Annotated in this window: 21 protein-coding genes and 1 other annotated feature; of the genes, 16 read left to right on the top strand and 5 right to left on the bottom strand. The window is 37.0% G+C overall.

From position 1 onward, the window contains the following. Positions 1–12: 12 nt before the first annotated feature. From JOD07_RS04230 to proS, 12 genes are all read left to right on the top strand, one after another. Entirely contained in the window at positions 13–1311 is a 1299-nt protein-coding gene (locus tag JOD07_RS04230) for a phenylacetate--CoA ligase family protein (RefSeq protein WP_158739308.1), read from the top strand. A 13-nt stretch (positions 1312–1324) separates the two neighbouring features. Beyond that, a complete protein-coding gene (locus JOD07_RS04225; protein ID WP_158739309.1) occupies positions 1325–1750 on the top strand; it encodes an ACT domain-containing protein in 426 nt (141 codons plus the stop codon). A gap of 195 nt (positions 1751–1945) precedes the next feature. Beyond that, the gene (locus JOD07_RS04220; RefSeq protein WP_204612447.1) at positions 1946–2953 is read left to right on the top strand and encodes a substrate-binding domain-containing protein; all 1008 of its coding nucleotides are present in this window, start codon (positions 1946–1948) and stop codon (positions 2951–2953) included. Then, entirely contained in the window at positions 2954–4474 is a 1521-nt protein-coding gene (locus tag JOD07_RS04215) for a sensor histidine kinase (protein WP_204612445.1), read from the top strand. Further along, positions 4467–6050 (top strand): response regulator, encoded by a 1584-nt coding sequence (locus JOD07_RS04210; protein WP_204612443.1) that lies wholly within the window; start codon positions 4467–4469, stop codon positions 6048–6050. Before JOD07_RS04215 ends, JOD07_RS04210 begins: the two co-directional genes overlap by 8 nt. 40 nt (positions 6051–6090) lie before the next feature. Further along, complete coding sequence (locus JOD07_RS04205; protein WP_204612441.1) at positions 6091–7167, top strand: substrate-binding domain-containing protein; 1077 nt, start codon at positions 6091–6093, stop codon at positions 7165–7167. Between the two features lie 179 nt (positions 7168–7346). Beyond that, positions 7347–8534, top strand: coding sequence for a sugar ABC transporter substrate-binding protein (locus JOD07_RS04200; RefSeq protein ID WP_204612439.1), 1188 nt, complete (start codon positions 7347–7349; stop codon positions 8532–8534). Positions 8535–8612: 78 nt separating this feature from the next. Next, positions 8613–10145, top strand: coding sequence for an ATP-binding cassette domain-containing protein (locus tag JOD07_RS04195; RefSeq protein WP_158739314.1), 1533 nt, complete (start codon positions 8613–8615; stop codon positions 10143–10145). A gap of 4 nt (positions 10146–10149) precedes the next feature. Beyond that, a complete protein-coding gene (locus JOD07_RS04190) occupies positions 10150–11385 on the top strand; it encodes a sugar ABC transporter permease (RefSeq protein ID WP_243144522.1) in 1236 nt (411 codons plus the stop codon). A gap of 42 nt (positions 11386–11427) precedes the next feature. Next, positions 11428–13104: a methyl-accepting chemotaxis protein gene (locus JOD07_RS04185; protein WP_204612437.1), complete on the top strand. Its 1677-nt coding sequence runs from the start codon at positions 11428–11430 to the stop codon at positions 13102–13104. A gap of 229 nt (positions 13105–13333) precedes the next feature. After that, positions 13334–14272 (top strand): AEC family transporter, encoded by a 939-nt coding sequence (locus tag JOD07_RS04180; RefSeq protein WP_204612435.1) that lies wholly within the window; start codon positions 13334–13336, stop codon positions 14270–14272. A gap of 61 nt (positions 14273–14333) precedes the next feature. Continuing rightward, positions 14334–14565: a binding site (T-box leader), on the top strand. A gap of 190 nt (positions 14566–14755) precedes the next feature. Beyond that, complete coding sequence (gene proS, locus JOD07_RS04175; protein WP_158739317.1) at positions 14756–16192, top strand: proline--tRNA ligase; 1437 nt, start codon at positions 14756–14758, stop codon at positions 16190–16192. 44 nt (positions 16193–16236) lie between these two features. Here the strand turns inward: proS and JOD07_RS04170 are convergent, their stop codons facing one another. Then, the gene (locus JOD07_RS04170) at positions 16237–16713 is read right to left on the bottom strand and encodes a general stress protein (protein WP_158739318.1); all 477 of its coding nucleotides are present in this window, start codon (positions 16711–16713) and stop codon (positions 16237–16239) included. A 133-nt stretch (positions 16714–16846) separates the two neighbouring features. Between JOD07_RS04170 and JOD07_RS04165 the strand changes: the two genes are divergently transcribed. After that, the gene (locus tag JOD07_RS04165) at positions 16847–18187 is read left to right on the top strand and encodes a CCA tRNA nucleotidyltransferase (RefSeq protein ID WP_243144523.1); all 1341 of its coding nucleotides are present in this window, start codon (positions 16847–16849) and stop codon (positions 18185–18187) included. An 85-nt stretch (positions 18188–18272) separates the two neighbouring features. Here the strand turns inward: JOD07_RS04165 and JOD07_RS04160 are convergent, their stop codons facing one another. The 4 genes from JOD07_RS04160 to JOD07_RS04145 are packed head-to-tail and all read right to left on the bottom strand — an operon-like array spanning position 18273 to position 22225. Then, positions 18273–19229, bottom strand: coding sequence for a DUF4340 domain-containing protein (locus tag JOD07_RS04160; RefSeq protein ID WP_158739320.1), 957 nt, complete (start codon positions 19227–19229; stop codon positions 18273–18275). Beyond that, on the bottom strand, positions 19226–20551 hold the full coding sequence (locus tag JOD07_RS04155) for a GldG family protein (RefSeq protein ID WP_158739321.1): 1326 nt from the start codon (positions 20549–20551) through the stop codon (positions 19226–19228). Before JOD07_RS04155 ends, JOD07_RS04160 begins: the two co-directional genes overlap by 4 nt. Before the next feature lie 17 nt (positions 20552–20568). After that, positions 20569–21270 carry an ABC transporter permease gene (locus JOD07_RS04150; protein WP_158739322.1) on the bottom strand — a complete coding sequence of 234 codons (702 nt, stop codon included), beginning with the start codon at positions 21268–21270 and terminating at the stop codon, positions 20569–20571. Then, positions 21254–22225, bottom strand: coding sequence for an ABC transporter ATP-binding protein (locus JOD07_RS04145; protein ID WP_158739323.1), 972 nt, complete (start codon positions 22223–22225; stop codon positions 21254–21256). Before JOD07_RS04145 ends, JOD07_RS04150 begins: the two co-directional genes overlap by 17 nt. Before the next feature lie 179 nt (positions 22226–22404). On the opposite strand from JOD07_RS04145, the gene JOD07_RS04140 reads away from it, so the two are divergent. From JOD07_RS04140 to JOD07_RS04130, 3 genes are all read left to right on the top strand, one after another. Continuing rightward, entirely contained in the window at positions 22405–23394 is a 990-nt protein-coding gene (locus JOD07_RS04140; protein WP_204612433.1) for a CotS family spore coat protein, read from the top strand. Positions 23395–23490: 96 nt separating this feature from the next. Further along, a complete protein-coding gene (locus JOD07_RS04135) occupies positions 23491–24837 on the top strand; it encodes a PEGA domain-containing protein (protein ID WP_204612431.1) in 1347 nt (448 codons plus the stop codon). A gap of 132 nt (positions 24838–24969) precedes the next feature. Next, positions 24970–26706 (top strand): phospho-sugar mutase, encoded by a 1737-nt coding sequence (locus JOD07_RS04130; RefSeq protein WP_204612429.1) that lies wholly within the window; start codon positions 24970–24972, stop codon positions 26704–26706. The last annotated feature ends 67 nt before the right edge of the window (positions 26707–26773 follow it).

Genomic DNA, 26773 nt, shown 5'->3' with positions numbered 1-26773 from the left:
TGGGGGATATTTATGATTTGGAATGAGCATATCGAATGTATGGGAAGGGAGGAAATGCGGGAACTTCAAGGGAAAAGACTTCGTGAAACTGTAGAAAGAGTTTACTACAATGTTCCTTTTTACAGAAAAAAGATGCAGGAATTAGGCCTCGAACCGGGGGATATAAGAGGGATCGAGGACTTAGAAAAGCTGCCCTTTACGACAAAACAGGATCTACGGGACAATTATCCCTATGATTTGTTTGCAGTGCCTATGAGCGAAGTGGTAAGAGTGCATGCTTCTTCCGGAACCACCGGAAGGCCCACTGTTGTAGGTTATACAAGAAAGGATCTTAACACTTGGTCGGAAGTTGTGGCAAGATGTCTTTATGCTGCGGGTGTCAGAAAAAATGATATTATTCAGATTGCCTATGGCTATGGTTTATTTACGGGAGGACTGGGGCTTCATTATGGCAGTGAAAAAGTAGGGGCAACGGTTATTCCTATATCTGGAGGGAACACGCAAAAGCAAATTCAGCTCATGAAGGATTTTGGAAGTACAGTTCTTGCCTGTACTCCTTCCTATGCCCTTTATCTTGCAGAAGCTATGGAAGAAATGGGTGTTGATCCTAAGGAGCTGTCTCTTAGGGTTGGTATCTTTGGGGCAGAACCATGGACAGAGGAAATGAGAAAAGAAATTGAAAGCAAATTGCACCTTCAGGCGATTGATATTTTTGGTTTAAGTGAAATTATAGGGCCTGGTGTTTCCTGCGAGTGCCAGATGCAAAATGGATTACATATTAATGAAGATCATTTTATCCCAGAGACAGTAGATCCTAAAACTCTAAAACCCGTTCCCAAAGGAGAAATAGGAGAACTAGTATTTACAGCGGTTACCAAGGAAGCCCTTCCTCTTTTAAGATATAGAACAAGGGATTTAACTGCTCTTCATGAAGAAAAATGTGAATGTGGAAGAACGTTAATCCGAATGGAAAAATGTAAAGGCCGAAGCGACGATATGCTCATTATCAGAGGAGTTAATGTATTTCCGTCACAAATTGAAAGTGTACTGCTTAATATGGGAGAAACAAAGCCTCATTATCTCCTGATTGTAGATAGAGTGAATAATCTTGACATTTTAGAAGTATGGGTAGAAGTAGAAGGAAGCTTTTTCTCCGATGAAATCAGGAAATTAGAAGCGTTGACGGCGAAAATAAAACATCAGATAGAAAGCACCCTTGGTATCAGTGTCAAAGTAAAACTGGTAGAGCCAAAGACTATCGAACGGACAGAGGGAAAAGCTAAAAGAGTGATCGATAAGAGAAAGATCTAAAGGAGGAGATACTATGATTATTAAGCAGCTATCGGTTTTCTTGGAAAACAAATCTGGAAGACTTACAGAAGTCACTAAAACTTTAGGGGATTTAGGAATTAATATTTCTGCTTTAAGTATTGCGGATACTGCAGAATATGGCATTCTCAGAATGATTGTAACAAATCCTGATCAGGCGTTTACGGTCTTAAAAGAAAAAGGGTTTTCTGTAAGTTTAACCGATGTAATTTGTCTTGCAACTCCTCATACTCCCGGTGCATTGGCGAAGGCCCTGGATATTCTTTCTAAAGATGGTATCAGCGTTGAATATATGTATGCCTTTGAAGTAGGACAAAAGGCACTGGTAATTATTAAAGCCGATGATATTCATAAAGCGATTGATACCATTACGGCGCATAAAATGGAGCTTATAGAAGCCAGCGACATTTATCAGATTTAATCAGCACAAATAGTCAACTCCACTGTAACTATTCCGTTACAGTGGAGTTTTATATTGGAAATAAAAAGCATGCTCTGCGGCCCTTTATCTGAGAATCTGGTAAATATATTGAAAAGTTTAAGATTTAAGTATACAATTATGGTTAGATTGTACAACTATAATGGTATAATATGGATAAAAGTAAAGAGGATACATATGAAAAATAAATTTTTTGTGACTTTTGTTCTATTTTTAGTCATCTTAATTTTAACAACTACGGGAGTAATATTTTACCGCATCAGAAGTACGCTTAAAGATACGAGGCATAATACGGGAATCATCGTTCCTGATCAGATTCCGAAATATCATTTTGCGATGATCTGCAAGGATGATGATGCTCCAGCCTGGCTTTCCATAAAGAAAGGCGTAGAAAGAGCGTCTAAAGAATTTAATGTAGCTGTAGAATTTAATACCGTAAGTACATCCAATGAAGAAGATTTATATAAGTATTTAGATATTGCCATAGCTTCCAAAGTTGATGGCATTGTGACCTATGTCTGGGATGACGGCCAAACAGGCCCTTTGATTGACAGGGCTATGGAGGAAGGAATACCGGTTGTCACCATAGGGACAGACGCGAAAGAAAGTAAGCGCATTGCCTATGTGGGAGAGAATAAGTACACCTCCGGTGTTCAGTTAGGGCGAATGATTATTGCGGTAACAGAGAAAAAAGGAGGGGTGGTACTTTTAGATTCCAATAAGAAGGGCAACGAAGTCATGGCACAAAACCTGATGATTATGGGCATCCGGGACATCATAAAAGACTATCCTGACATTCATATGACAACAGTTGAATACGACAGTTCAAACTTTCTTGGAATTGAAGATGCGGTCAGCACATTGATTAAAGACAATCCGGAACTTAGCACCTTGGTGTGTACCTCTGAAAAAGACACTCTGGCAGTGGCAGATATATTGGTGGATTTAAACAAGGTAGGATACAACATTATTGGGTATGGAAATTCTTCCGAGTTACTCAGATATATAGAAAGAGGCGTTGTTTTTGGAACAGTGAACGTGGACCATGAACAGATGGGATACGATACGATTCGCGCATTGGTAGATGTCAGGCAAAATGACAGGATATCTGCTTATTTTAAAGTAGATTCCTTTACAATTACCAAGCAAAATGTTTCTAAATATATAAAGTCTGGGGAAGAGTAAATGAATGCATTAAGAGATCTGAAAAATTTCTTAAGAAAACATACATTAAAAAAGAGATTGATTATTCATTTTATGGCGACCATTTTACTTATGAGTGTCACCAGTATATTTCCGTTCTATACCATCAGTGTATTGATGGAGGAAATGAGCAATACCTTTGAGATGAATGTAAAGCTTAACGATCTTCATAAAACCCTTGAAAATCTAAACAGCGTCTATGAAGAATATTTAAACCTGAAGTATTCAAGAAGCCTTGATGATTATTATAAGTACTGCAATGCATTAAAAAAAGAAGCTGATTCAATAAAGATTGACTATAGCAATATTGAAAATGCCCTGATCCTGAAGGATATTAAGAATATGATTGCAACGTATATGGAGCAAACTGACGCAGCCGTCATGGCACGAAGAGGAAGAGATGTGGATGAATATTACTTATATTACTCAAAGAGTAATAAAATCTTTGGGTACATTAATGAATACATTCAAAAGCTGAACAACTCTTTGTTTTTACAAAATACAGACAGATACCTTTCTGTAAATAACAGAGTTTATCTTGTAGAAACCTTAAATATAGGTGTGATCGTTTCTGTTGTTCTGCTCAATATCATCTTAATGATCTGGTTTATCCATAACATTACGCAGCCAATTTCTGAGCTTTCAAAAGCTGCAGACGAAATTACTCAGGGGAATTATGATGTTCCCCATATACAAGTGGATTATGAGGATGAAATAGGGGTTATGGCCCGGGCATTTAACCGTATGACCCAGAGTATAAGAGAATATGTCAGCGAGATCAAGGAAAAGGCGGAATTAGAAAGCAGACTAAAGCAGCAGGAAATGGAAAATCTGCGTATCAAAAGCGACCTTAAGGAAGCTGAACTGCATGCCCTTCAAGCACAAATCAATCCTCATTTTTTATTTAATACCCTGAATACAGGCGCACAACTTGCTATGCTTGAAGGAGCTGACAGAGCTTGCACCTTTATAGAAAGAACAGCAGAACTTTTGCGTTATAATCTTAGAAATTTAGACAAGCCCGTCACCATCGGAGATGAAATCAAGAACATTGAAAACTATATGCATTTATTAAAAGAGCGTTTCGCTGATAAAATAGAATTTATACTGGAAATAGATAAAAGCATTCTCGATGTGAAAATGCCTAGCATGATCCTCCAGCCCATTGTTGAAAATGCATTGATGCATGGATTGGGAGATATAGAGCACACAGGTACGATATGGGTTAAGGCTTGCCTTGCCGATTCCTTTGCGGAAATTTTAATTAAGGATAACGGGAAAGGTATTTCAGAGGAAAGAATACAGGAAATATTAACCGGTAAAGCAAGAGAAAAGGATACGAATAAGAGCAATGGTATAGCCATTCATAACATTTTGAGCAGATTGAAGATTTTCTATAACGAGGACAATATCATGAGTATTTATAGCGAAATAGGGGGTGGCACAGAAGTCGTTCTGCGTATACCGCTTGATTATGAAGGAAGGAGGGTTAGCAATGGTTAGAGTTATGCTCGTAGATGATGAGAAGATTGTAATAGATTCTCTTCAATTTATTATTGAGAAGAACTTTGAAAATGTTGAAATTGTGGAAGTTGCCAGATCAGGTCGGGAAGCCATTGAAAAAATAGAATATATTGTACCGGATATTGTATTCATGGATATCAGAATGCCAGGGATTAATGGTATTGAAGCAATTAAAGAAATCAAAAAGAGACATAAGTCTATTATCTTCATCGTCCTCACTGCATTCGATCAGTTTGAATTTGCAAAAGAATCCGTTAACTTAGGGGTTTTTGAATATCTTTTAAAGCCTGTCAGCCGTACCAAAATAGTGGAAGTGATCGAAAAGGCGATAGAAACTATAAAAGCAGAAAGAGAAAAAAGAAAATTGGAGCTGGAGTTAAAGGAGAAGCTGGAAACCGTTCTTCCCATATTGGAACATGGCTTTATTTACTCTATGATATTGTTTGAAGACAATTATAAAGAACTTCTAAATTATAAAGAACTATTTGATATAGAAGAAAACGGCGGTTATGTCATGACAATGGAGTTTGGTGAGGAAGAAAACGGAACTTTGGAGAATAAGATAGGTTATAGTGTACGCAGTCAAGGGTTTTATCCCTTTTTTAGAGATACCATCAATATGATTAGAAGATGCATTGTGGGTCCGGTGATGTTAAATCGTATCGTTGTATTTGTTCCCTGTGAATCTAATGCGGATGAGTTTACAGCCCGGCTGGAAGCCGTAGCTTTTGCAGAAAAACTATTTTTAAAGCTGTCGGAAAGACTAAATTGCGGGTTAAAGATCGGTATAGGCAGAACTTACGATGGTTTTGAATCCCTCGGCAATTCGTATGAAGAATCCTTAGAAGCTTTAAGAGGTCTTACAACCGTAGGCGTTATGCATTATATGGATATGCCTAATGTAACAAGCCGCAGTCAAGGATATCCATTGCATAGAGAAAAACTTCTGTTGCAGAAAGTGTCTGCCGGAGACGTGGAAGAAAGTATAGAGGATCTTAATTACTTATTTGACTGGCTTGTAAGAGAATATGGGGACCAGCCCCTTAAGATCAAGAATAAATTACTGGAAATTATTTTTTTAGTCTATCGTATGGCATGGGAATCAGGAATGGAAGAAGATACAAATGAAGTTTTTTTTCTTGAAAAAATGCTTTCCATGAAAGACATGAGTGAAGTAAGACTCTGGTGTAAAAGAAGAGTCGAACATGTAGCGCAGCAGATTCGTTCAAGCCGTGAAAACAGAGCAGGAACTCTGACCAAGAAGGCAAAAGAATATATCGATGCCAATTATGCAAAATCCATTACATTGGAAGATGTTGCAAGGGAAATCAATGTAAGTCCACAGTATTTCAGCAAACTGTTTAAAGAAGAAACCGGGAAAAACTTTATTGATTATTTGACCAATGTTCGGATTTCAGCCGCCAAAAAGTTATTATCCCAGGGCAGGTTGAGTATAAAAGAAATATGTTATCACATAGGATACAGTGATCCTAACTATTTCAGCAGGATTTTTAAGAAGGTTGTGGGCGTACCTCCAACAGAGTATAAGGAATAGGTATAATGCATAAATGAACCATTTAAACAGGGGGGGTAACATGCATTATTTAAAAAAGATATTTATAGGGTTTTGTCTTACTTTAATTCTTTTTTTGATATTAAAAACATGCTTTATAAAAGGCAAGACCAAAGAAACGCTAAATGATATGGACGAGGATAAAATTATCATTGGCTTTGCAATGGATACCCTGGTTCATGAAAGGTGGTTAAGGGACAGGGATATATTTGTTTCAAGGGCCAATGAAATGGGGGCAGAAGTGATTGTTCAGACTGCCAATAGCGACGGAGAAGAGCAAAAGAAACAAGTACAGTATCTTTTAGACCAAAATATCGATGTCCTGGTGCTGGTACCCCATGATGCAGAAAGTGCGGCTGCCATTGTTAAGACTGCCAAAAATAAAGGGGTAAAAGTGATTTCCTATGACAGACTGGTAAAGAAAGCTAATGCAGATTTATACATATCTTTTGATAATATTAAAGTTGGAGAAATGATGGGACAGGCTGCTCTGGAAGCAGCTCCTGAAGGGAACTATTTGATATTAAACGGCTCGGAATCTGACAACAATTCTTTTATGTTTAATGAAGGATATAAAAACACACTGGGGGATAGTATCAGAAGCGGGAAGGTTCATATTGTCAGCGAAACCTGGGTTAAGGACTGGCTTTACGAAGATGCTTTTAAATTTGTAGATGAAATTTTGCATACGGATACCCCAATTGATGCCATTATTGCAGCCAATGACACTCTGGCCGCAGCGGCAGTCAATGCATTAGCGGAAAGAAGACTTGCAGGAAAAGTAGCGGTTGTAGGACATGATGCAGATTTGGATGCATGTCAGCGAATTGTTGAGGGGATACAAGTTGCCACGATCTATAAACCGATCGATCAGCTTGCCAAAAAGACAGTAGAGTATGCCATTACTATGGCAAAAGGGGAATCAGTTCAGACAGACGAAAAAATCTATGACGGAAAATATTATATCCCTTATTACAAAATAGATCCTGTACTCGTAACGAAAGACAATATGATTGATGTGATTATCGAAGATAAATTCCATGCATTTGAAGATGTTTATATGAATATACCGAAATCTCAGCGTCCAAAGATTGATTGAAGTAAGTTGTCCGAAAGGACAACTTACTTTTTTTAATGAGAAAAAAATCCTATGAAAATATAAAACAATATCAAAAAGGCGAAAAATATACAGAAGGCCATTAACTATGTCTAGCGGGGGTCATGCTATAATCACATCATCAAGCGGAAACGCTATAAAAAAAAGAGGAGGGTCTTTAAATGAAAAAAGTGTTATCAAAATTATCAGCTCTTGCAGTTGCGGGAGTAATGACAATTGGAATGTTAACTGGATGTTCTTCTTCACAACCAACAACTACTGATACGAATCAACCTGCTGCAGAAAATACCGCACAGGAGCAAACCGCATCAGAACCAGCGAAGAGTTCAGGGGATACTGTAGATATCGGTATCGTACTTCCGACAAAGGACGAACCAAGATGGGTGCAAGACGAAACCAGATTCATTGACGCTTTAAAAGATACCGACTATTCTGTAGAAATTTTATTCAGCCAGGGATCTTCAGCGAAAGAAAAAGAAAACGTTGAAGCATTACTTGCTAAAGGCATTAAAGTATTGATCATCTGTCCGCATGACGGAACGGCAGCAGCGGCAGCGGCAGAAGCAGCCAAAGCTGAAGGTGTAACTGTAATCTCTTATGACAGATTAATCACAGATACAGATGCCATCGATTATTATGTAACATTTGACAGTGTTGCAGTTGGTAAAGCTCAGGGACAATACCTGATTGATAAAGCAAGTGGAACAGGAAACCCACTTTACTTATATGCCGGAGCAGCTTCCGACAATAATGCATTCTTATTCTTTGAAGGCGCATGGTCTGTATTACAACCCAAAATTGCAGACGGTACTTTCGTAATCAAGAATTCTTCAGAAGCTGTAGCACTTCAGGACAAAGCAACATTAACCCGTGAAGAAATGAGTAAAATTATTTCTCAGGTAACTACAAACTGGGATTTTAACGAAGCTAAAAACAAGGCTGAAGCACATTTAACAGCTGCTAAACCAGAAGATAAAGGAGATGTATTCATTCTTGCTCCAAACGATGGAACAGCTCGTTCAATTGCAAACGTGTTTACAACAGATAAGGATGTAACCAGCTATGTTATCACAGGTCAAGACGCTGAAAAAGCTTCCATTCAATACATTATCGATGGAAAACAATCCATGACCGTATTCAAAGATGTACGTACACTGGTTAAAGATTCCATAGATATGGCTGTTACCGTATTACAAGGATCTACGCCAGAAACAACTGGTTCTTACAACAATGGCAAGATCGATGTAAAAGCAAAACAAACAGAAGTTATTGTAGTTGACCAACAAAATGTAAAAGCTGCATTAATTGATTCTGGATACTATGAAGCAAGTGAATTCACAGGTCTTTAATAATTACTTGGAGAATAGTCAGGAGGGCATACTTCCTGGCTATTCTAAAATGTGTGAATAAAGGAGCGAAAGGCAGCTATGGGAAATCAAGATTATATCTTAGAAATGAGAAACATTACAAAGGAGTTCCCGGGAGTAAAAGCTTTAAGCAATGTAAACTTCAAAGTCAGACGAGGGGAAATACACTGTCTTGTAGGAGAAAACGGAGCCGGGAAATCCACCCTTATGAAAGTTTTAAGCGGTGTTTACAAATATGGCGAATACAGCGGAGATATTGTATATAACGGACAAATTCAAAAATTTACGAATGTAAAAGACAGTGAAAATGTAGGAATCGCAATCATATACCAGGAATTAGCCCTGGTTCCTGAATTAACAGTATACGAAAATGTTTATCTGGGTCATGAAGTTAAAAATGGTTCGATTATCGATTGGAATGCAACGATTGTAAAAGCCAATGAAATGTTAGAAAAAGTTGGATTAGATATTAATCCAGAAACCAAGATCAAAGATTTGGGTGTTGGTAAACAACAACTGGTAGAGATCGCAAAGGCGTTAAGCAAAGATGTAAAATTACTCATTCTGGATGAACCTACAGCAGCACTGAATGAAGATGACAGTGAAAACTTGCTGAAATTGTTAAAGGAATTACAAAAACAGGGAATTACATCGATCATGATTTCTCATAAATTAAAAGAAGTTTTAGCCATTGCAGATACCATTACCGTATTAAGGGACGGACAAACGATATGTTCTCTGGATGCAGAGAAAGATGAAATCACTGAAAGTGTGATCATAAAACACATGGTTGGCCGTGAACTTACCAATATCTATCCTCCTAGAGATTTTACCCATGGAGAAGAAGTGGTGTTAGAGCTTAGAAACTGGAGTGCCTATGATACGAGCCTTGGCAGGGATGTTTTAAAGAATATTAACATCAAAATCAAAAAAGGTGAGATTGTAGGTTTAGCCGGATTAATGGGTGCCGGCAGAACGGAACTTGCCAGAAGTATTTTTGGGAATGCAAAGAACTACAAATTACAAGGAGAATTATACGTTAACGGAGAAAAGAAAGTCTTCAAACAACCCAGCGATGCCATCAAAGCTGGTATTGCATATGTAACAGAAGACAGAAAAGGTGACGGATTAATACTTATTCAGACTATAAAGCAAAATATTTCTATATCTAATCTGCAGGCGATCACGGCCAATAATGTCATTGACCAAAACGAAGAAATCATGATTGCCAATGGATATAAGGAAAGTTTAAATATTAAAGCACCAAACATTGAGCAAATCGTTGGAAATTTAAGCGGAGGAAATCAGCAAAAAGTTTCTCTGGCAAAATGGCTCTTTGCAAAGCCCAATATTCTGATCCTTGATGAGCCCACTCGAGGTATTGATGTTGGTGCAAAATATGAAATTTATACCATTATGAACGATTTGGTGAAAAAGGGCATGAGTATTATCATGATCTCTTCTGAACTGCCGGAAGTATTAGGCATGAGTGATCGAATCTATGTTATATCTGAAGGCAGAGTAACAGGTGAATTGCCAATCGAAGAAGCAACTCAAGAAAGAATTATGGAAATGGCGACAAAGGGGGAGTAAAAACATGAGTCAAGTGGTAAAAAGTCAAACGAGCAAGGCGAATACAGTTATTAGCAACCGAGAAGCAGAAACGATGAACTTCTTTCAGGAATTAAGAGTTCTGTTAAGGAAGAATATTCGTGAATATGGAATGTATATTGCACTCATTGTGATTATGGTAATATTCTCTATTACAACAAAAGGACTTTTCATGTCTTCAAGAAATATCAGTAACTTAATCAATCAAACAGGCTATATTGCTGTGTTGGCAGTTGGCATGACATTGGTGCTTATTATCAGACAGATTGATTTATCTGTTGGTTTTGTAGCGGGATTTTTAGGTGCTATCGCAGCGATCATGCTCACAAAACTGGGGATACCTGTAGTCGTTACAATTCCGGTTATTCTTGTTTTAGGGATACTGATTGGTTTATATCAGGGATTTTTAGTAGCAAAACTTTCCATACCTTCATTCGTGGTAACTCTTGCAGGTATGTTAATTTTTAGAGGCGCACTGCTTCTTGTGACAGAAGGAAGCGGTACCATCATCATAGACAATGCAGTATTTAATGCTATAGGCAATGGATTTATACCGGATATTACCAATGGAAGAATCCATGTGTTGACACTGATTTTAGGTGGAGTAGCCATTGCATTATTTATCTGGTCTGAGCTTAAAGCAAGAAAAAATAAGTTGAAATATAACTTTGAAGTTATTTCTCCAGCTATGTTAGCTGCCAAAATTGTTCTCGTATCCGCTGTAATTGCATACATTACTTGGATTCTTGCCAACTATAATGGATTATCCTGGACAGTAGTGATCGTTATTTTGGTGGTTGGGATCTATCATTTTATTACAACCAAAACTGCTGTGGGAAGATATGTTTATGCTGTAGGTGGAAACCCCGAAGCAGCAAAATTAAGTGGGATCAACGTAAATAAAATTATCTTTATCGTTTATGCATCCATGGGTATGCTAGCGGCATTATCCGGCATTCTTTATACTTCAAGATTGCAGTCTGCAACTACAACAGCAGGAACAGCTTTTGAAATGGATGCTATTGCATCTGCATATGTAGGTGGTGTATCGGCAGCCGGAGGTGTGGGTAAAGTAACCGGTTCTATTGTAGGTGCATTGGTTATGATGGCATTGACCAGTGGTATGAACTTGATGGGAATAGGTATTTCTTATCAGTATATGATCAAAGGTATTGTACTTGTAGGGGCAGTAGTATTTGATGTAATGACAAGGAAAAAGTAAGAGTAATACTTGTTGTCCTCTTTAAAATGGAGTGGGATATATATGAAGAAAATCAGCGATAAGATGGTAATTGCTACACTACTCATCATCTTAGTTACTGCGTTAGGAATAGGCATTCCAAGTTATCATACGACGGTTACTCAAAGCGATCAGATATTGTATACCCAAATGGACCAGCAAACAGCCAGCCTTTTTAGCATTATAGAAGGTTTTAGAGCAGTAGCACCATCAGAAGAGGCAGCAAAGAATCAATTTGTGAAATATCTTTCCAATCGGGTGATTGGTAAAACCGGATACGGTTTTATCATCAGCGGCGAAGGAAAATTTGTCTTTCATCCCAAGAAAGAGCTTATAGGTACCGATGCACTGCAATATCCTTTTGCTCAGATCATGTTGGACAATAAAGACAATGTGAATAATAATGGATATGGCCGAGCAAAAGTAAGAATGATTTCTTATATTTGGGAAGGGAAGGAAAAGTTCGCGTACTACACCTATCATCAGGATTGGGATATATTTGTTGCTCTATCCGGTGTTTATGACGAATTTATAGCTGCGCAAAAAACAGCGCTGAGGACATTGATTCTATTTGGAACAATCGTTCTGATCTTATCAGGAATCCTTGTCTATGTGATTATGACCCAACAGATGAAACCTATTGAATTTCTGTCTAAAGCAATGAAGGAAGTTGAGAAAGGAGATCTTTCTGTAAAGATCACCAATATCAAGAGTAAGGATGAAATAGGCATTCTTACCAATGGTTTTAATGGCATGATTCATACATTAAGAGAATTAACCTCCAATATTAAAGATTCTACGGATATTCTGCATACGGCTATACAAGATACAAAACAGAGTATCGATCAAACTGTTAACAATTCAAAAGAAGTTGCAAAAGCAATCAATGAAATTGCCCATTCCAATCAAGTTCTGGCAATGGATGTAGAGAAAGGCACATCAGCAATGCAAGTGATTTCTAAATCTGCACAACATACAAGAGACACTATAACCTACATGAGCAAAATTACAGATGAAGTAGAAATGGCCGTAGAACAAGGAAGTATGGCAACAGAAGATCTGTCTGCCAAATCCAATGAAACTATAAAGACTTTTAACTGGTTAAATGAGCAGATTAAACTGCTTGAAGAAAAATCCATAGAAATTTCTTCTGTGACGGGAGTTATTCGTTCCATTTCAGATCAAACCAATTTATTGTCTCTAAATGCAGCTATAGAGTCGGCAAGGGCAGGAGAAGCCGGAAAAGGTTTTGCTGTAGTAGCTGATGAGATTAGGAAGCTGGCTATAAAAACTGCTGAACAGACAGTTTCTATCAATCATTTTATAAAGGAGATTCAGCAACAGATACAAGGCGTGGCAGAATATATGATCAAAGGTCGCGAGACTGTGGAAGAACAGGACCAGACTGTTAAGAAAACCAATATTGCCTTGTTTGAGATCTATAATAAGATGAAAGATATGTCTAAATATATTAACTCGATCACAAAGCAAATTATAGAAGTGACTAAAAGTACGGAAAGCAGTGTGGCAATGGTGGAAAATATTTTGATTACTTCACAGCAAACCTGTGCAAATTCTCAGGAAGTTACGGCTTTAACAGAACAGCAGTTAGCCAGTGTGCAAACCATAGAAATTACGGTCAATAAGCTTAATGAGTTATCAAACAATCTCACTCTTATGGTAAACAAATTTGCTTTGTAATCTAAAGAAAGGACAAAAGTCATTCTGACTTTTGTCCTTTTCATTTTTTCATTTATGGTTTTTAATGTTTTTATAAAATATGGTGATGTATATTGATATTTTTAAGTAAAAAAGATAACATAAAAGTTAAAGCAGTTATAAAATATGGTATAATAATATTTTTAGGATGTTTTTTTAAGATTATTTTTCTTAATATACTTTATTGATTACTTACTCAGGGGGGCATAGAATGGCAGAAGCATTACTGGTAGGAAGACGGGTTTTACTCATATTTATATATGTTTTGATCGGGATATTCTGTGTGAAAAAGAAAATCATTACTTCCCAGTCAGGAAAGCAATTTTCTAATTTTATAGTGACGGTAATTATGGTTTGTGTTGTGATTAAAAGTTATATCCGCCCAATGGAAAGGCAGCATTTATTAGGCATATTTCTGGCCATTGGCCTTGCGGCATTGTTTCATATGATAGCGATTATTGTGTCATCCCTGCTCATAAAAGAAAGAGAAGATGTAGGGTACCGCATTGAAAGAATGGGTGTAATTTATTCAAATTGTGGTTTTATGGGGATTCCTTTAATTTATGCTGCAGTTGGGGATATAGGGATATTTTATGCTGTGGCTTATATCAGCATCTTTAATATCGTTTTGTGGACCCATGGGGTGATGCTCTTAAGCGGGGAGAAAAAGTTTAATCTAAGATCCATTATAAGCAATCCGGCACTTATTGCTTTTGCAATAGGGTTACTTCTTTACTGCACTCAAATCCCTGTTCCCGATATGATTACAGAAGTTATGGGAAGCATTTCAGATATGAATACGCCTCTAGCCATGATTACAACAGGTGTTTTTTTAGCCAATATTGATTTAAAATCTACCTTTACCAATAAACGAATTTATTTTGTTACAGCCCTAAGATTAATTTTACTTCCTATGATTATGCTAATCATTATTAAGATCCTAGGCGTTGCAAACTGGATGCCCGGTGCTCATGAAGTAGTAATGGTCAATGTTATAGGCTGTGCTTGTCCGGCGGCGGCATCCATCACCCTGTTTCCTGCCAAATATAATGTGGATGGGGAATATGGGGCACAGATTATAGCAGTTTCTACCCTACTTTCTGTGATCACTATTCCAGTCTTTAATTTAATTACGAATCTTTGGCTGTAAAAAAGGATTTACCCTTGACAACTTAAGGATTTATGCTTTATCATAAAGCCAAATAATAAGGACAAAGACAGTGAAGAGGAATCATAAATAAAGTTTTTTCACAGAGAGGAAATCGGTTGGTGAAAGATTTCTAAAAAGCTTATTTATGTCCCGCCTTGGAGTTCTGCATGATGAATGCAGCGGTAGTTTGGCTATCGTTATTTAAATGAGAGATGCTTGATATTAAAGATATTTGGTATTTTTAATATCTTGGCATTATTAGGGTGGTACCGCCGATAACCTCGGTCCCTTTTTGGGATGGAGGTTTTTTTATTTGTGTAGGAAATTCTTCCGAAATTTCTATTAATAAAAAAGTCCTCCGGAAAGGATGAACACTCGCACATATTGTATTTTACCGGCTTTGTCCACTACGTTTGGCGCAAGAGTTTTGCAAGCGAAATGCTTTCTTGCTTGTCATTAAAAAAATAAAGAGGGGAAATGAATATGGGAAAAGATAAGAAGTTCGTTCAAGAAATCACCGATATGGAAAAAGACTTTGCACAATGGTATACCGATGTGGTAAAAAAGGCAGAATTAATAGACTACTCCAGTGTCAGAGGATGTATGATCCTTCAACCTTATGGTTATGCCATTTGGGAACTGATTCAACAGCAATTGGATAAACGCTTTAAAGAAACAGGGCATAAGAATGTATACATGCCTATGTTTATCCCTGAAAGCTTACTTCAAAAAGAAAAAGACCACGTAGAAGGATTTGCTCCGGAAGTGGCTTGGGTTACCCATGGCGGAAGCGAGCAATTAACCGAACGTCTTTGCGTGAGACCAACTTCTGAAACTCTGTTTTGTGAGCATTATGCCAATGTGATTCAGTCTTACAGAGATTTGCCAAAATTATACAATCAATGGTGTTCTGTAGTACGTTGGGAAAAGACCACAAGACCATTCCTAAGAACTTTGGAATTCTTATGGCAGGAAGGTCATACAGCCCATGCAACTGCTGAAGAAGCTCAGGAAGAAACCATCAGGATGTTAAATGTTTATGCAGAGTTCTGTGAAAATGTCCTTGCAATTCCTGTGGTTAAAGGCAGAAAAACCGATAAAGAAAAATTTGCAGGGGCAAAGGAAACCTATACCATCGAAAGTTTGATGCATGACGGAAAGGCCTTGCAATCAGGAACCAGCCATAACTTTGGAGATGGCTTTGCAAGAGCATTTGGCATCCAATATACAGATAAAAACAATGAATTAAAATATGTGCATCAAACTTCCTGGGGAATGACTACAAGACTCATAGGTGCTGTCATCATGGTTCATGGAGACAACAGCGGTCTGGTACTTCCTCCAAGAATTGCACCAACTCAACTTGTTATTATTCCTATTGCTGCCCATAAAGAAGGGGTACTTGAAAAAGCCCGTGAATTAAAAGAAAGACTTTCTGCTATTGTAAGAGTAGATTTAGATGACAGTGATAAGATGCCTGGATGGAAATTCAGTGAATATGAAATGAAAGGGGTACCTTTCCGTTTAGAAATAGGACCAAAGGATATTGAAAATAATCAAGTTGTATTGGTAAGAAGAGATACAAGAGAAAAAATCACTGTTTCTATGGATGAACTGGAAACCAGAATTCCAGAACTTATGGATAGCCTTCAAAGAGACTTGCTTGAAAAAGCAAGAGCCATGAGGGATACTAAAACTTATGTGGCAAGGACTTTCGATGAATTTAAAGAAATCATCACCAATACCCCTGGCTTTATTAAAGCAATGTGGTGTGGAGACGAAGCCTGCGAAATCAAAATTAAAGAAGAAACAGGCGCTACCTCCAGATGCATTCCTTTTGAGCAGGAAAAAATATCTGATACCTGTGTATGTTGTGGAAAACCTGCCAAAGATATGCTATACTGGGGTAAAGCATATTAAAAAATAAATAAATTTAAAATGGCCCCTGATTTCAGGGGCTATTTTTAGTGTACCTCTACATCGTACCCTCCAAAGTTTTTAAGGATATCGGTAACCGCATCTACGTTTTCTTCTGTAGCTTTGGTTGTTAAAATCACTTTGCCTTCTTTTAAGCCTTGTTCATAACGGGGTGTAGCGCTTTCAGGAACACCCAGGTCAATAAGACCTCCTACGATGCCGCCGGTAACTGCGCCAGACAGTAAGCCGGCAATGGGCCCTGCCGCTGCAATAACTCCAAGACCGGGAATGGCAAAGGAACCTGCACCTATTAAAAGGCCTGCAAGACCACCCAGGACACTTCCTGTTGTAATGCCGTCAGAGATATTGTCATTGGTTAATTCTTCCCCTTCATAGCTATGATCATCCCTGTCTTTTGCAACAATTGATATATCGTCCATACGAAGATTTTGACTTCTTAGTTCGAAAGCTGCATTTTCAGCGTCTTGTCTTGTATGAAACAGTGCAATTACAGTTTTATCCATGCTTTGGCCTCCTTTCATCCATAGTTTAAGTGATTTCCATAAATTTATTCATGGAAGCTTTTAAAAATTGGAAAACTAATATAATATATAAAATATAAAGTAAAGGAATATGCAGAACTTTTGGAGGTACTCAATGCTTAAACAAATAGATATTCCAAAGGAAGTAGAAGAAATCATTCTGACTTTAAATGAAAACGGTTATGAAGGATATATTGTTGGTGGCTGTGTAAGGGATATTTTGATGGACAGAATACCTACGGACTGGGATTTGACCACTTCCGCAAAGCCGGAAGAAGTTAAACGTTTGTTTAAAAGAACTTATGATACAGGTATTGCCCATGGAACCGTAACAGTCATATTAAACAATAAACACTTTGAAATCACTACCTATAGAATAGAAGGGATATATGAAGACCATAGAAGGCCCAAAGAAGTAACTTTTACCAATGATTTGGAAGAAGATTTGTCGAGAAGAGATTTTACGATGAATGCCATTGCCTACCATCCCCAAGAAGGGTTCATAGACCCTACAGGAGGCATAGAAGACATTAAGAAAAAAAGCATACGTTGCGTAGGAGATCCCCATAAGAGATTTGAGGAGGATGCTCTTAGAATGCTTAGGGGGATTCGGTTTTCTTCCCAGCTGAATTTTACGATAGAGGAAAATACCTTAGAGGCTATTAAAACCAATGCTCATCTTATTTCATATGTCAGTGCTGAAAGAATAAAAGAAGAACTGGATAAAATTCTTTTAGCAAAGTATATTCATAAATTCATAATCTTGCATGATACAGGTATTCTTAAGTTTATTCTCCCTGAAGTGGACAGATGTTTTGAAGTAGCCCAAAACCATCCCCATCATGTGGACAATGTGGGGATTCATACCCTAAAAGCAGTAGAAGCTGTGGATAACATTCTCCCTCTTAAATGGACGATGCTATTTCATGACATTGGAAAACCGGAACATAAGACAACGGATGAAAAGGGCATCAGCCATTTTCACGGTCATGTGGAAAAAAGTGTTCTCTTAGCAGAAAAAATCATGAAAAGACTTCGATTTGATAAAAAAAGCATGAACCATATCTTAAAGCTTATAAAATGGCACGATTACAGAATTAAAGAAGACAAGCAGACTGTAAAAGAGTTGCTCTATCAGATAGGAGAAGAAGCTTTCCTGGACTTTCTAAAAGTGCAATTAGCCGATGCCAGGGCTCAAAATCCTGTATATTTCGAAGAGAAAGAAGAAAAGATTAAGAATCTGTATACCATTTATGAAGAAATTAAAGTAAAACATGAATGTTTTACTTTAAGAGATTTAGAAGTAAATGGCCAGGATTTAATTAAAACAGGTATAAAGGAAGGAAAGCAAATAGGTGAAGTTCTTGAATACCTTCTTAAAATCGTCATAGAAAATCCTGAACTCAATAAGAAAGAGATTCTTCTTTCCCGTGCAAAAGAAAAATATGTTCAATGACATAAAACCCCATGGTTATAAAGAACTTAAGCAGGAAGCTGTATGTTCTTTATAACATGGGGTTTTTTTAGGAGGGAGGAAAAGGTTACTTTTCATCTTTTTCTGTGACAACAAACTGATCTATGGTTAACTCTGCCGGGAGCAGAGATGTAGCTTGAACCTTATATATGAATTGCTTATCTGCTAAAGTAACATAAGTATCTTCATCTTCTTCTACTGTATTGCCTGCATATAAAGTTAAAGTTGAATTCTTTTCATCATTTAAATATAAAGTTATCGCAGCCCGAGGGGTTTTAAGTCCGTATTGATCCAAGGATTCTTCATCTGGATGATCCACTGTAAATTCTTTGATGACCTTTCCTCTTAAAGAAGCCAGAAAGGTATTTATTTTAACTTCATTTAATTTTTTATCGCCACTGTACCATCGGGTGTTTAGATCTTCTTCTTTGGAAGTTATAGTAAATGTTGTGTCATTGTTTTTTATTTCAATTTTGCTTACAGCTTCTTCATCAAAAGATAAGAGATTTTTATTTCTGAAGGAATTCACCTCTAAAGATACCTCACTCCAAAGCGAGGCAGCCATTGTATATACTTTTTTTGTATCCTGGTCCAGCACATAATATCCTTTTCCTAAAGGAGCAGAATATCCCAGACTTAAAGCTCTGGATACACCTTCATCTGTTGTTAAAGTAATGTTTTTAACTGGAGGATCAAGTCCATAAATGGATAAATCTTTTGGATTTTCTTCAACGAGTCCATTGACTTCAGGAGAAGAGAAGTTAGACAATATTGTATCAATTGTATAGGAATTTGCCGGGTATTCTATGGGAGAAGCAATATCCCATGTGCTTCCGTTTCTTTTGATTTTTATCGCCTGATTTTCTCCTGAAATCTCTATTTCGGTAATTTTATTCTGATCCTCCTGCCAGATATGTGTTTTTTGATCTTCTTTGGCAAGCTTTTCTTTCTGAAAGTATTGATAATAAGCAAACACCAGTATAAATGCTCCTAAAGCAATAAGGGTTGGAAGAATCTTTTTCACAAAGATCGCCTCCTAAAATATATCATTCCGCCAAATATGAATACAAAGAGAGGAACCAATAAAACCGTTACACCAAAGACTAAAATAGCCTGGCTTCCAACGAGTACAATAGGTTCTGAGGTATAGGTTTTGGCAGGGATATCCACGATCGAGGAATCCGCACTAAACCATTTTAATGCTCCAAAAAAGATTTCACTGTTTCCAGCCAGTCCAATCACCTGGTCATGAGCAAAGAAAGAATTTCCAATGACTAAGAGCTGTGTTTTCTGATTGCCGTCCAGTTCTTTTTCAGCAGCTATGGCAATAGGACGGGCTTCTGAAGTTTGCAATATGATATTGGTAGTCATATCGCTGTTTTCATTAACAGAAAGCTCTCTTGCTTTTGGAATAATGGTTGCTATTTTATCTTCTTCAAGCTTTTCTATAATATCGTGATAAACATATTCTGGAATTAGAGTTTGTTCATCTCCGGAATAATTGCGGACAGGGTCGGTTAAAATATTATCCTGCACATTAATACCGTAAATTGCAGAAAGTTCTTTTAGATTTTTAAGATTTTCTCCTTCCGTATAGTGGTTAAAGGCCAATACCATTTTTCCGCCCTTATTAAGGTAGTCCTTTAACAGATTGATTTCATCCACTGTATAGTCAATCTGAGGACCAATGATATAAAGGATGTCGGCATCATCAGGCAGTTTATTTTTACCTGTTAAAGAGTAACTCTCAACGGTTATCCCTTTCTGCTCCAAAAGAGAACTTAGAACAGACAAATCGTTGTTTTTTTGAAATTCCCCATGCCCTTCCATGATGTATATTTTGGTTTGCTTTTCGGCAGTAACATCCAGAATTGCCTGAATGAGAGCGCCTTCTCCATCAAAATACTGCTCTCCCGTTTCATAATTCGTTCGGATTAAATCATAGGCAGGGACTTGCTTGGTTCTTTTATCCGATGATACGACGGAAGTATACATAGAAGTAATCTGATATTCATTCACAAGGCTTGGATTCTGCATAGGGTTAATGATTTCCATGGATATTTTATCGTTTACATTATGCATATTTTCATAGAGCTCATTGACATCCATTGCAATAGAATCTGTGGGTTCTGCAAAAAATAGAATTTTTACTTCCTCATTTACATTTTTAAGAGCATTTTTTCCCTGTTCTGAAAGGGAATATATTTTATCCCGGGTTAAATCCCATTTAATCTTAGAAGAACTAAGCATTAAATTGATAAGAATTACAGCTCCAACCACAGCAATGGTAAATATGGCTGAGTTTGTTCCATATTTTAGATGTTTTTGAAACTTTTTTTTATTCATAGGGACCTCCTTGTTTGCTACTGAAGCCATCGACTTTTAATCACTCTAATGGTCAAAAATAGGAATATTCCTGTAAAACTTAGATAATAGATGATTCCCGATAACGACACAATACCATTTTGGAAAGGTGCATAGGGTTCAAAAAGACTCAGTACTTTAATAAACTCCTTTGAAACACCTGAAAACATATTCTGCATAAGATCCGCAAGCCAGAAAAACAGCAACATTCCAAAGCTTATGACTCCGGCAATAATTTGATTTTCCGTTAAGGAGGAAGCGAAAATCCCTACGGAAAGAAAGCTAAATCCAAGAAGGATATTTCCAAGGTATGAGGAAAAAACAATTCCTATATCCGGTTTTCCAAGCATAAAAACAATGATCACATGAATCAGCGTAAAGCCTAGAGCAATCAAATAAACCAGGCATGCACTGAAGAACTTTCCAAGGACAACCATTTCTACCGAAACAGGAGAAGAAAAGATGAGCTTTTCTGTACCGTTTTTCTTTTCTTCTGTAAAAAGTTTCATGGTTAACATCGGTGCAATGAATAAGAAGATTATAGGCCAACTGGACATGGCATATTGAACGTTGGGAGAACTGGCCCTAATCACAAAATCACTGAATAAAAATCCTGTTAACAGCAGGAAAAATCCCATAAGTATATAAGCCTGAGGAGAATAAAAGTATCCTTTTAATTCTCTTTTACAGATGATCCACATGATTTAATTCCTCCTCACTGGTGTTTTCATTTAAAGTAATATGTAAAAATACGTCTTCTAGGCTCATCTTTTTAACCGTCATTTCCAAAATGGGCATTCTGCTCTCTGCCAAAGCATAAAATAAAGGACGACGAAGATCCTTATTCTTTTCACCTTCTACCTGATATCCAAAAATGTTTTCATCTATTTCTTTAACTACTTCTACTGCCAGAATCCCTTGAAGAGACGAAATAGTATACAACACTTCTTCTTTAGGACCTTCAACTTCTACATAAAGTTTAGAAACACTTTGAAAATCTGTGGACAGATTTTCAGGAGTATCTATGGCAGCAATTTTGCCTTTATTCATGATGATGACCCTGTCACAGAGGGCATTGACCTCAGGAAGGATATGGGAGCTTAATATAATGGAATGATTTTTTGACAGGGATTTAATCATATTCCTGATTTCAATAATCTGTTTTGGGTCAAGGCCTACTGTTGGTTCATCCAGTATAAGTACGGCAGGATCTCCTGTGAGGGCTGCTGCGATCCCAATTCTTTGCTTATAACCTTTTGAAAGATTTTTGATCAGCCGATTTTTAACATGTTCAATTCCACAGAGATACATTACCCTGCTGGATTCTTCCTTGCTTTTTTTGCCAATACCTTTTAGCTCACAGCAAAATTTAAGATATTCCATAACAGTCATTTCAGGATATAAAGGAGGATTTTCAGGAAGATATCCGATATGTTTTTTTGCTTTTTTTGGAGATTCTAATAAATCTATTCCGTTAATTTCTATTTTTCCTTCGTCAGGAACCAGTAATCCACAGATCATATTCATGGTGGTTGATTTTCCGGCTCCGTTAGGTCCCAGAAATCCCAAGATCTCACCGTCTTCAAGAGAAAAACTGATGTCACTTACAGCATTTAGGGAACCATAAGTTTTGGACAAATTTTTGACCTCTATCATAAGAACACTCCTTTTGAGGGGATAATCGCTTATAGTATAATTGACTCCTGTGAACAATTTATGAACAAATTGTAAATTAAAATCATAGATTCCTGTCCTCATATTTTTGCTGTAATCTTCATAGATATATAAAGAGTCCACTAAAAATGTGAATTCGTAAATAGAGCGGGGGTGAGACAGTGAAAGGGCTAAACCCAGAAATCGTAAAAGGATTTGGATATAAGCTTGAAACTTATACGCACTTTAGAAATTCTTTTATATGTGAGACAAACCAAGGAATAAAAGTCATTCAAGCAGTGGATGGAGATATCCCGCAGCTTCTTTTTCAACACAGTGCGAAAGAACATCTGTATCAAAATGGATTTAAATGGGTTGATCGATTTTATATTTCTGAAAACAATGCCCCCTATTATATCCATGAAGGGACAGCCTATGTCATGACAGACTGGGTGGATGGAAGAGAATGCGATTTTGATCATCTGGAGGATATTAAAAAAGCGATTTCCACTCTGGCAGATATGCATAAGGTATCAAAAGGTCTGATTCCGCTAGAAGGAAGCCGCATCAGATATGATGAAAGAAGCTTGCCTTTGGTCGTCCAAAAAAGAATCAGTGAATTGACCACGATGAAGAAAAGAATTAACAGACAAAGTCATATGAGTGAGTTTGACTTAATCTTTTTAAAATACTATAAATATTACGAAGAAGTTTGTAAAAGATCCCTTGAATGGCTTAATCGGTCCAATTATAATGAAACCAAAGAAAAGGTAAAAAAAGAAAAATGTTTTTGCCATAATGATTATACATATCATAATTTACTTATAGCTCCCAGTGGGGCTTTATACGTCACTCATTTTGAAGAATGCAGATACGGTCTTCCCATTTATGATTTAGTTTCTGTTTTAAAGAAGATTATGAAAAAGCACAATTGGGATATTACTATTGCAAATGAGCTTCTTTCTTTATATATGGACAAAGTCAATATAGATGATGAGAAGAATCTTTTAGTCAGCCTTTTAATCCTTCCTGATGACTTTTTAAAAGTATGCAACCGATATTATAATACTCGAAGAGCGTGGGCCTCTCAGAGTCTTTTAAGAAAATTAAATCTGATTATAGAGCAAAAAGAAAATGTAGCTCAGTTTATAAAATATATAGAATCTCTTTAGTTTAATTTTGGAAGCCTAAAAGGTTTCTTTTTTTTGTAACTTTTTTAGTGTATAATGAAAGGCGTACAAAAAATGAATTGAAAAGAGGGAGTTAAAATGCCTGACAAAAAAAAGAAAACGAGTGCGAAAACCCAGTCTGATTTTATTCGATTCATGGTTTTAACAGGAATAGGAGGATTGGTGATCTTAATTCTTACACTTATTATCGTAGCCTCCACAATGACAAAAAAAAATTCCAATAAGATAAAAGATGAGGAAGAATTCTCAATAGAAGAAAAAACTCCAGAAGAAAGCAAAGCAACAGGAGAGATGGAAGAAGTGATAGGAATCATCACAAAAGATGTGGGGGCTGACACGGTTCATATACTCAATGTTGAAAATGAAAAAGAAATCGTGCTTCAGATTGAAAATGGCGTTGAGATGAAAGACATCTATGGGCAGTCTATGAGTCTAAGAGAATTTAAAATTGGGGATATGATTGAAACAAAGTACGATAAGGGCAGTAAGGTACCCAAATATCTTAGAATCAGTGGAGAAGCCTGGGAGCAGACCCGGGTTAAAAATGCAAAAATTAATACAGAAGGGCAGACTGTAGAGATAGGAAACAATATCTATACTTATTCAAATAATCTTATTGCTCTGTATAAAGGAGAGCCTATTTCCTTAGATCAGATCGATCCGATAGACGAACTTACCTTAAGGGGTTATAAAAACCAGGTTTGGTTTATTGAAGTCACCCTATCCCATGGCTATATTAATGTAACTGCTTCAAAAGACGAAGAAGGTATGGTAGAAATCGATAACGGCAGGACCCTTTCCATACAAGAAGCCAAAAACATTGCTGTAACAGAAGGCTCCCATAAAATTGTCATCAAAAAAGAAGGTTATGAGCCAATTGCAAAAAATGTCCAGGTAGATTCCATGCAGACTGTGGAAATCAATTTAGGAGAAATGCAAAAGAAAGTTGGAAAACTAAGGGTAGTTGCTAAAGGTGTTTCAGATTACAAAGTATTCGTTAATGATATTGAATATCCGGGAGATGAAACCATCCTGCTGGAATATGGCGATTACCATTTGGCAGTGAAAAAAGAAGGTTATAAAGACTGGTCCAAAGATATTAAAATGAATGAAGAGACAAAAAGAATTGATATTGACCTTCAAAAAGAAGAAGTAGTGGAAGATATGCCTCAAAAACAAACACCTGGCAATGAAACTTCTAAGCTTGGAAAAGTATCCATAGATACCAATCCTTCCGGGGCAGAAGTATTTATAGATGACAATTATGTAGGTGTATCTCCCGTAGAAACAAAGCTTCCTTATGGAGAACATAAGATTGCTATTGTAAAAGAAGGATACAGTCCCCTTCAGATTCCCATCAGCTTAAATGAGACTCAAAAGCAAAGGAGCTTCCTGTTTACTCTGCAAGAAGCTATGGGACAATAAGGAAATGATAAAATATTTTTGCAAATTAAAAATAATAGCAAAAATCCAGATGAAAATGGATAGGATTGACAAATAGTTTTTTATCCGTTAAATTATATTTAATCATTAATACAAGCATTGGGGGTTATAGCGATGGATTTTATGGAGAAATACAATCAGTGGTTAGAAGATGACTACTTTGATGAAGAAACTAAAAAAGAATTAAAAGATATATCTGGTGATGAAAAAGAAATACAGGAAAGATTTTATAAAGAACTGGAATTCGGTACAGGAGGACTTAGGGGAATCATTGGCGCAGGAACCAACCGAATGAATAAGTATTCTGTAAGAAAAGCCACCCAGGGCCTTGCCAATTATATTTTATTAGAAAATGCTGAAAAGAATAAAGAAAAAGGCGTTGTTATAGCATACGATTCAAGACGTTATTCCAGAGAATTTGCCTTTGAAGCCGCTATGGTCCTTAATGGAAATGGTATAAAAACCTATGTATTCGAAGAACTTACACCAACACCGGAGCTTTCCTTTGCCGTTAGATATTTAGGTTGTGTGGCAGGCATTGTGATTACTGCAAGCCATAATCCAAAAGAATATAATGGATATAAGGTATATGGCAGTGACGGAGCACAGGTACCTCCACCATACGATTCAGAAATCATTGCTGAGGTTAACAAAATTACAGACTTTAGACAAGTTAAACTCATGGAGACTGAAAAAGCAAAAGAAGCAGGACTTCTAAAAATTATCGGAGAAGAAGCCAATGATGCATACATTAAAGAAGTAAAAGCCCAAAGCATCAATGGAGATATTATTAAAAAAATGGCGGATGATTTCACGATTGTGTATACACCGCTTCATGGAACAGGCCATAAGCCGGTTATGAGAGTTTTAAAAGAAGTAGGATTTAAAAATGTAATCATTGTGCCAGAACAGCAAAATCCAGACCCTGAATTCTCAACCGTGTCTTATCCCAATCCGGAAGATCCTGCGGCATTTGGCTTAGCGATCAAACTGGCTAAAGAACACAATGCCGACATTATTATAGGGACAGACCCTGATGCGGACAGAGTTGGTGTTTTGGTAAGGGATGCAAAGGGAGAATATGTTGTCTTAACCGGAAATATGACAGGAGTGCTTTTGGCAGAATACTTATTGTCTGCTAAAAAAGCGAAGGGAACCCTGCCTAAAAACGGAGCGCTTATTAAAACCATCGTTACAACAGAAATGGCAAGAGCCATTGCCAAGGAATATGATATTACCCTGTTAGAAGTATTAACTGGATTCAAATTTATCGGAGAAAAAATCAAAGAATTTGAACAAACCGGAGAACATGAATATCTTTTTGGATTTGAGGAAAGTTACGGATATCTGGCAGGCACCTATGCAAGGGACAAGGATGCAGTGGTGGCTTCTATGCTGGCATGTGAACTGGCAGCCGTTTATAAAGATAAAGGTATGACATTATATGAAGGTTTACAGGCGCTGTATGAAAAGTATGGATATTATAAGGAAGCCTTAGAGTCCATCACCTTAAAGGGCATAGAAGGCCTTGAGAAGATACAGTCTATTATGACATTCTTAAGAAATGATCCGCCAAAAGCAGTTGCTGGTCTTAAAGTATTAGAATTAAGAGATTATGAAAAGCAAATGGCAAAGAATCTGATTACCAATCAGGAAGCAAAGATCCATCTTCCAAAATCCAATGTGCTGTATTTTGTATTAGAAAATAACGCATGGTTCTGTATCAGACCATCCGGTACAGAGCCCAAGGTAAAAATGTACTTTGGTGTTAAAGGAAAAGATGAAGAGCATGCAAAAGAACTGCTAGCCAATTTAATAGAAGATGTAATGGGAAAAATAAACCAGATATAATACAAAGGGGTGCTTTTAAAGCGCCTCTTTTTTGTTATGAATGGAAGTTCGTCTTGCTTGCAAGAGA

The organism is Defluviitalea raffinosedens, assembly GCF_016908775.1.
GTDB lineage: Bacteria > Bacillota > Clostridia > Lachnospirales > Defluviitaleaceae > Defluviitalea > Defluviitalea raffinosedens.
The sequence above is the reverse complement of the archived record's forward strand: the minus strand, read 5'-3'. Positions and strand labels throughout refer to the sequence as shown.

Bases quoted from the DNA above. Each gene is read 5' to 3' on its own strand.
- JOD07_RS04230 (WP_158739308.1), top strand. From the start codon at position 13: ATGATTTGGAATGAGCATATCGAATGTATGGGAAGGGAGGAAATGCGG.
- JOD07_RS04225 (WP_158739309.1), top strand. From the start codon at position 1,325: ATGATTATTAAGCAGCTATCGGTTTTCTTGGAAAACAAATCTGGAAGA.
- JOD07_RS04220 (WP_204612447.1), top strand. From the start codon at position 1,946: ATGAAAAATAAATTTTTTGTGACTTTTGTTCTATTTTTAGTCATCTTA.
- JOD07_RS04215 (WP_204612445.1), top strand. From the start codon at position 2,954: ATGAATGCATTAAGAGATCTGAAAAATTTCTTAAGAAAACATACATTA.
- JOD07_RS04210 (WP_204612443.1), top strand. From the start codon at position 4,467: ATGGTTAGAGTTATGCTCGTAGATGATGAGAAGATTGTAATAGATTCT.
- JOD07_RS04205 (WP_204612441.1), top strand. From the start codon at position 6,091: ATGCATTATTTAAAAAAGATATTTATAGGGTTTTGTCTTACTTTAATT.
- JOD07_RS04200 (WP_204612439.1), top strand. From the start codon at position 7,347: ATGAAAAAAGTGTTATCAAAATTATCAGCTCTTGCAGTTGCGGGAGTA.
- JOD07_RS04195 (WP_158739314.1), top strand. From the start codon at position 8,613: ATGGGAAATCAAGATTATATCTTAGAAATGAGAAACATTACAAAGGAG.
- JOD07_RS04190 (WP_243144522.1), top strand. From the start codon at position 10,150: ATGAGTCAAGTGGTAAAAAGTCAAACGAGCAAGGCGAATACAGTTATT.
- JOD07_RS04185 (WP_204612437.1), top strand. From the start codon at position 11,428: ATGAAGAAAATCAGCGATAAGATGGTAATTGCTACACTACTCATCATC.
- JOD07_RS04180 (WP_204612435.1), top strand. From the start codon at position 13,334: ATGGCAGAAGCATTACTGGTAGGAAGACGGGTTTTACTCATATTTATA.
- proS (WP_158739317.1), top strand. From the start codon at position 14,756: ATGGGAAAAGATAAGAAGTTCGTTCAAGAAATCACCGATATGGAAAAA.
- JOD07_RS04170 (WP_158739318.1), bottom strand. From the start codon at position 16,713: ATGGATAAAACTGTAATTGCACTGTTTCATACAAGACAAGACGCTGAA.
- JOD07_RS04165 (WP_243144523.1), top strand. From the start codon at position 16,847: ATGCTTAAACAAATAGATATTCCAAAGGAAGTAGAAGAAATCATTCTG.
- JOD07_RS04155 (WP_158739321.1), bottom strand. From the start codon at position 20,551: ATGAATAAAAAAAAGTTTCAAAAACATCTAAAATATGGAACAAACTCA.
- JOD07_RS04150 (WP_158739322.1), bottom strand. From the start codon at position 21,270: ATGTGGATCATCTGTAAAAGAGAATTAAAAGGATACTTTTATTCTCCT.
- JOD07_RS04145 (WP_158739323.1), bottom strand. From the start codon at position 22,225: ATGATAGAGGTCAAAAATTTGTCCAAAACTTATGGTTCCCTAAATGCT.
- JOD07_RS04135 (WP_204612431.1), top strand. From the start codon at position 23,491: ATGCCTGACAAAAAAAAGAAAACGAGTGCGAAAACCCAGTCTGATTTT.
- JOD07_RS04130 (WP_204612429.1), top strand. From the start codon at position 24,970: ATGGATTTTATGGAGAAATACAATCAGTGGTTAGAAGATGACTACTTT.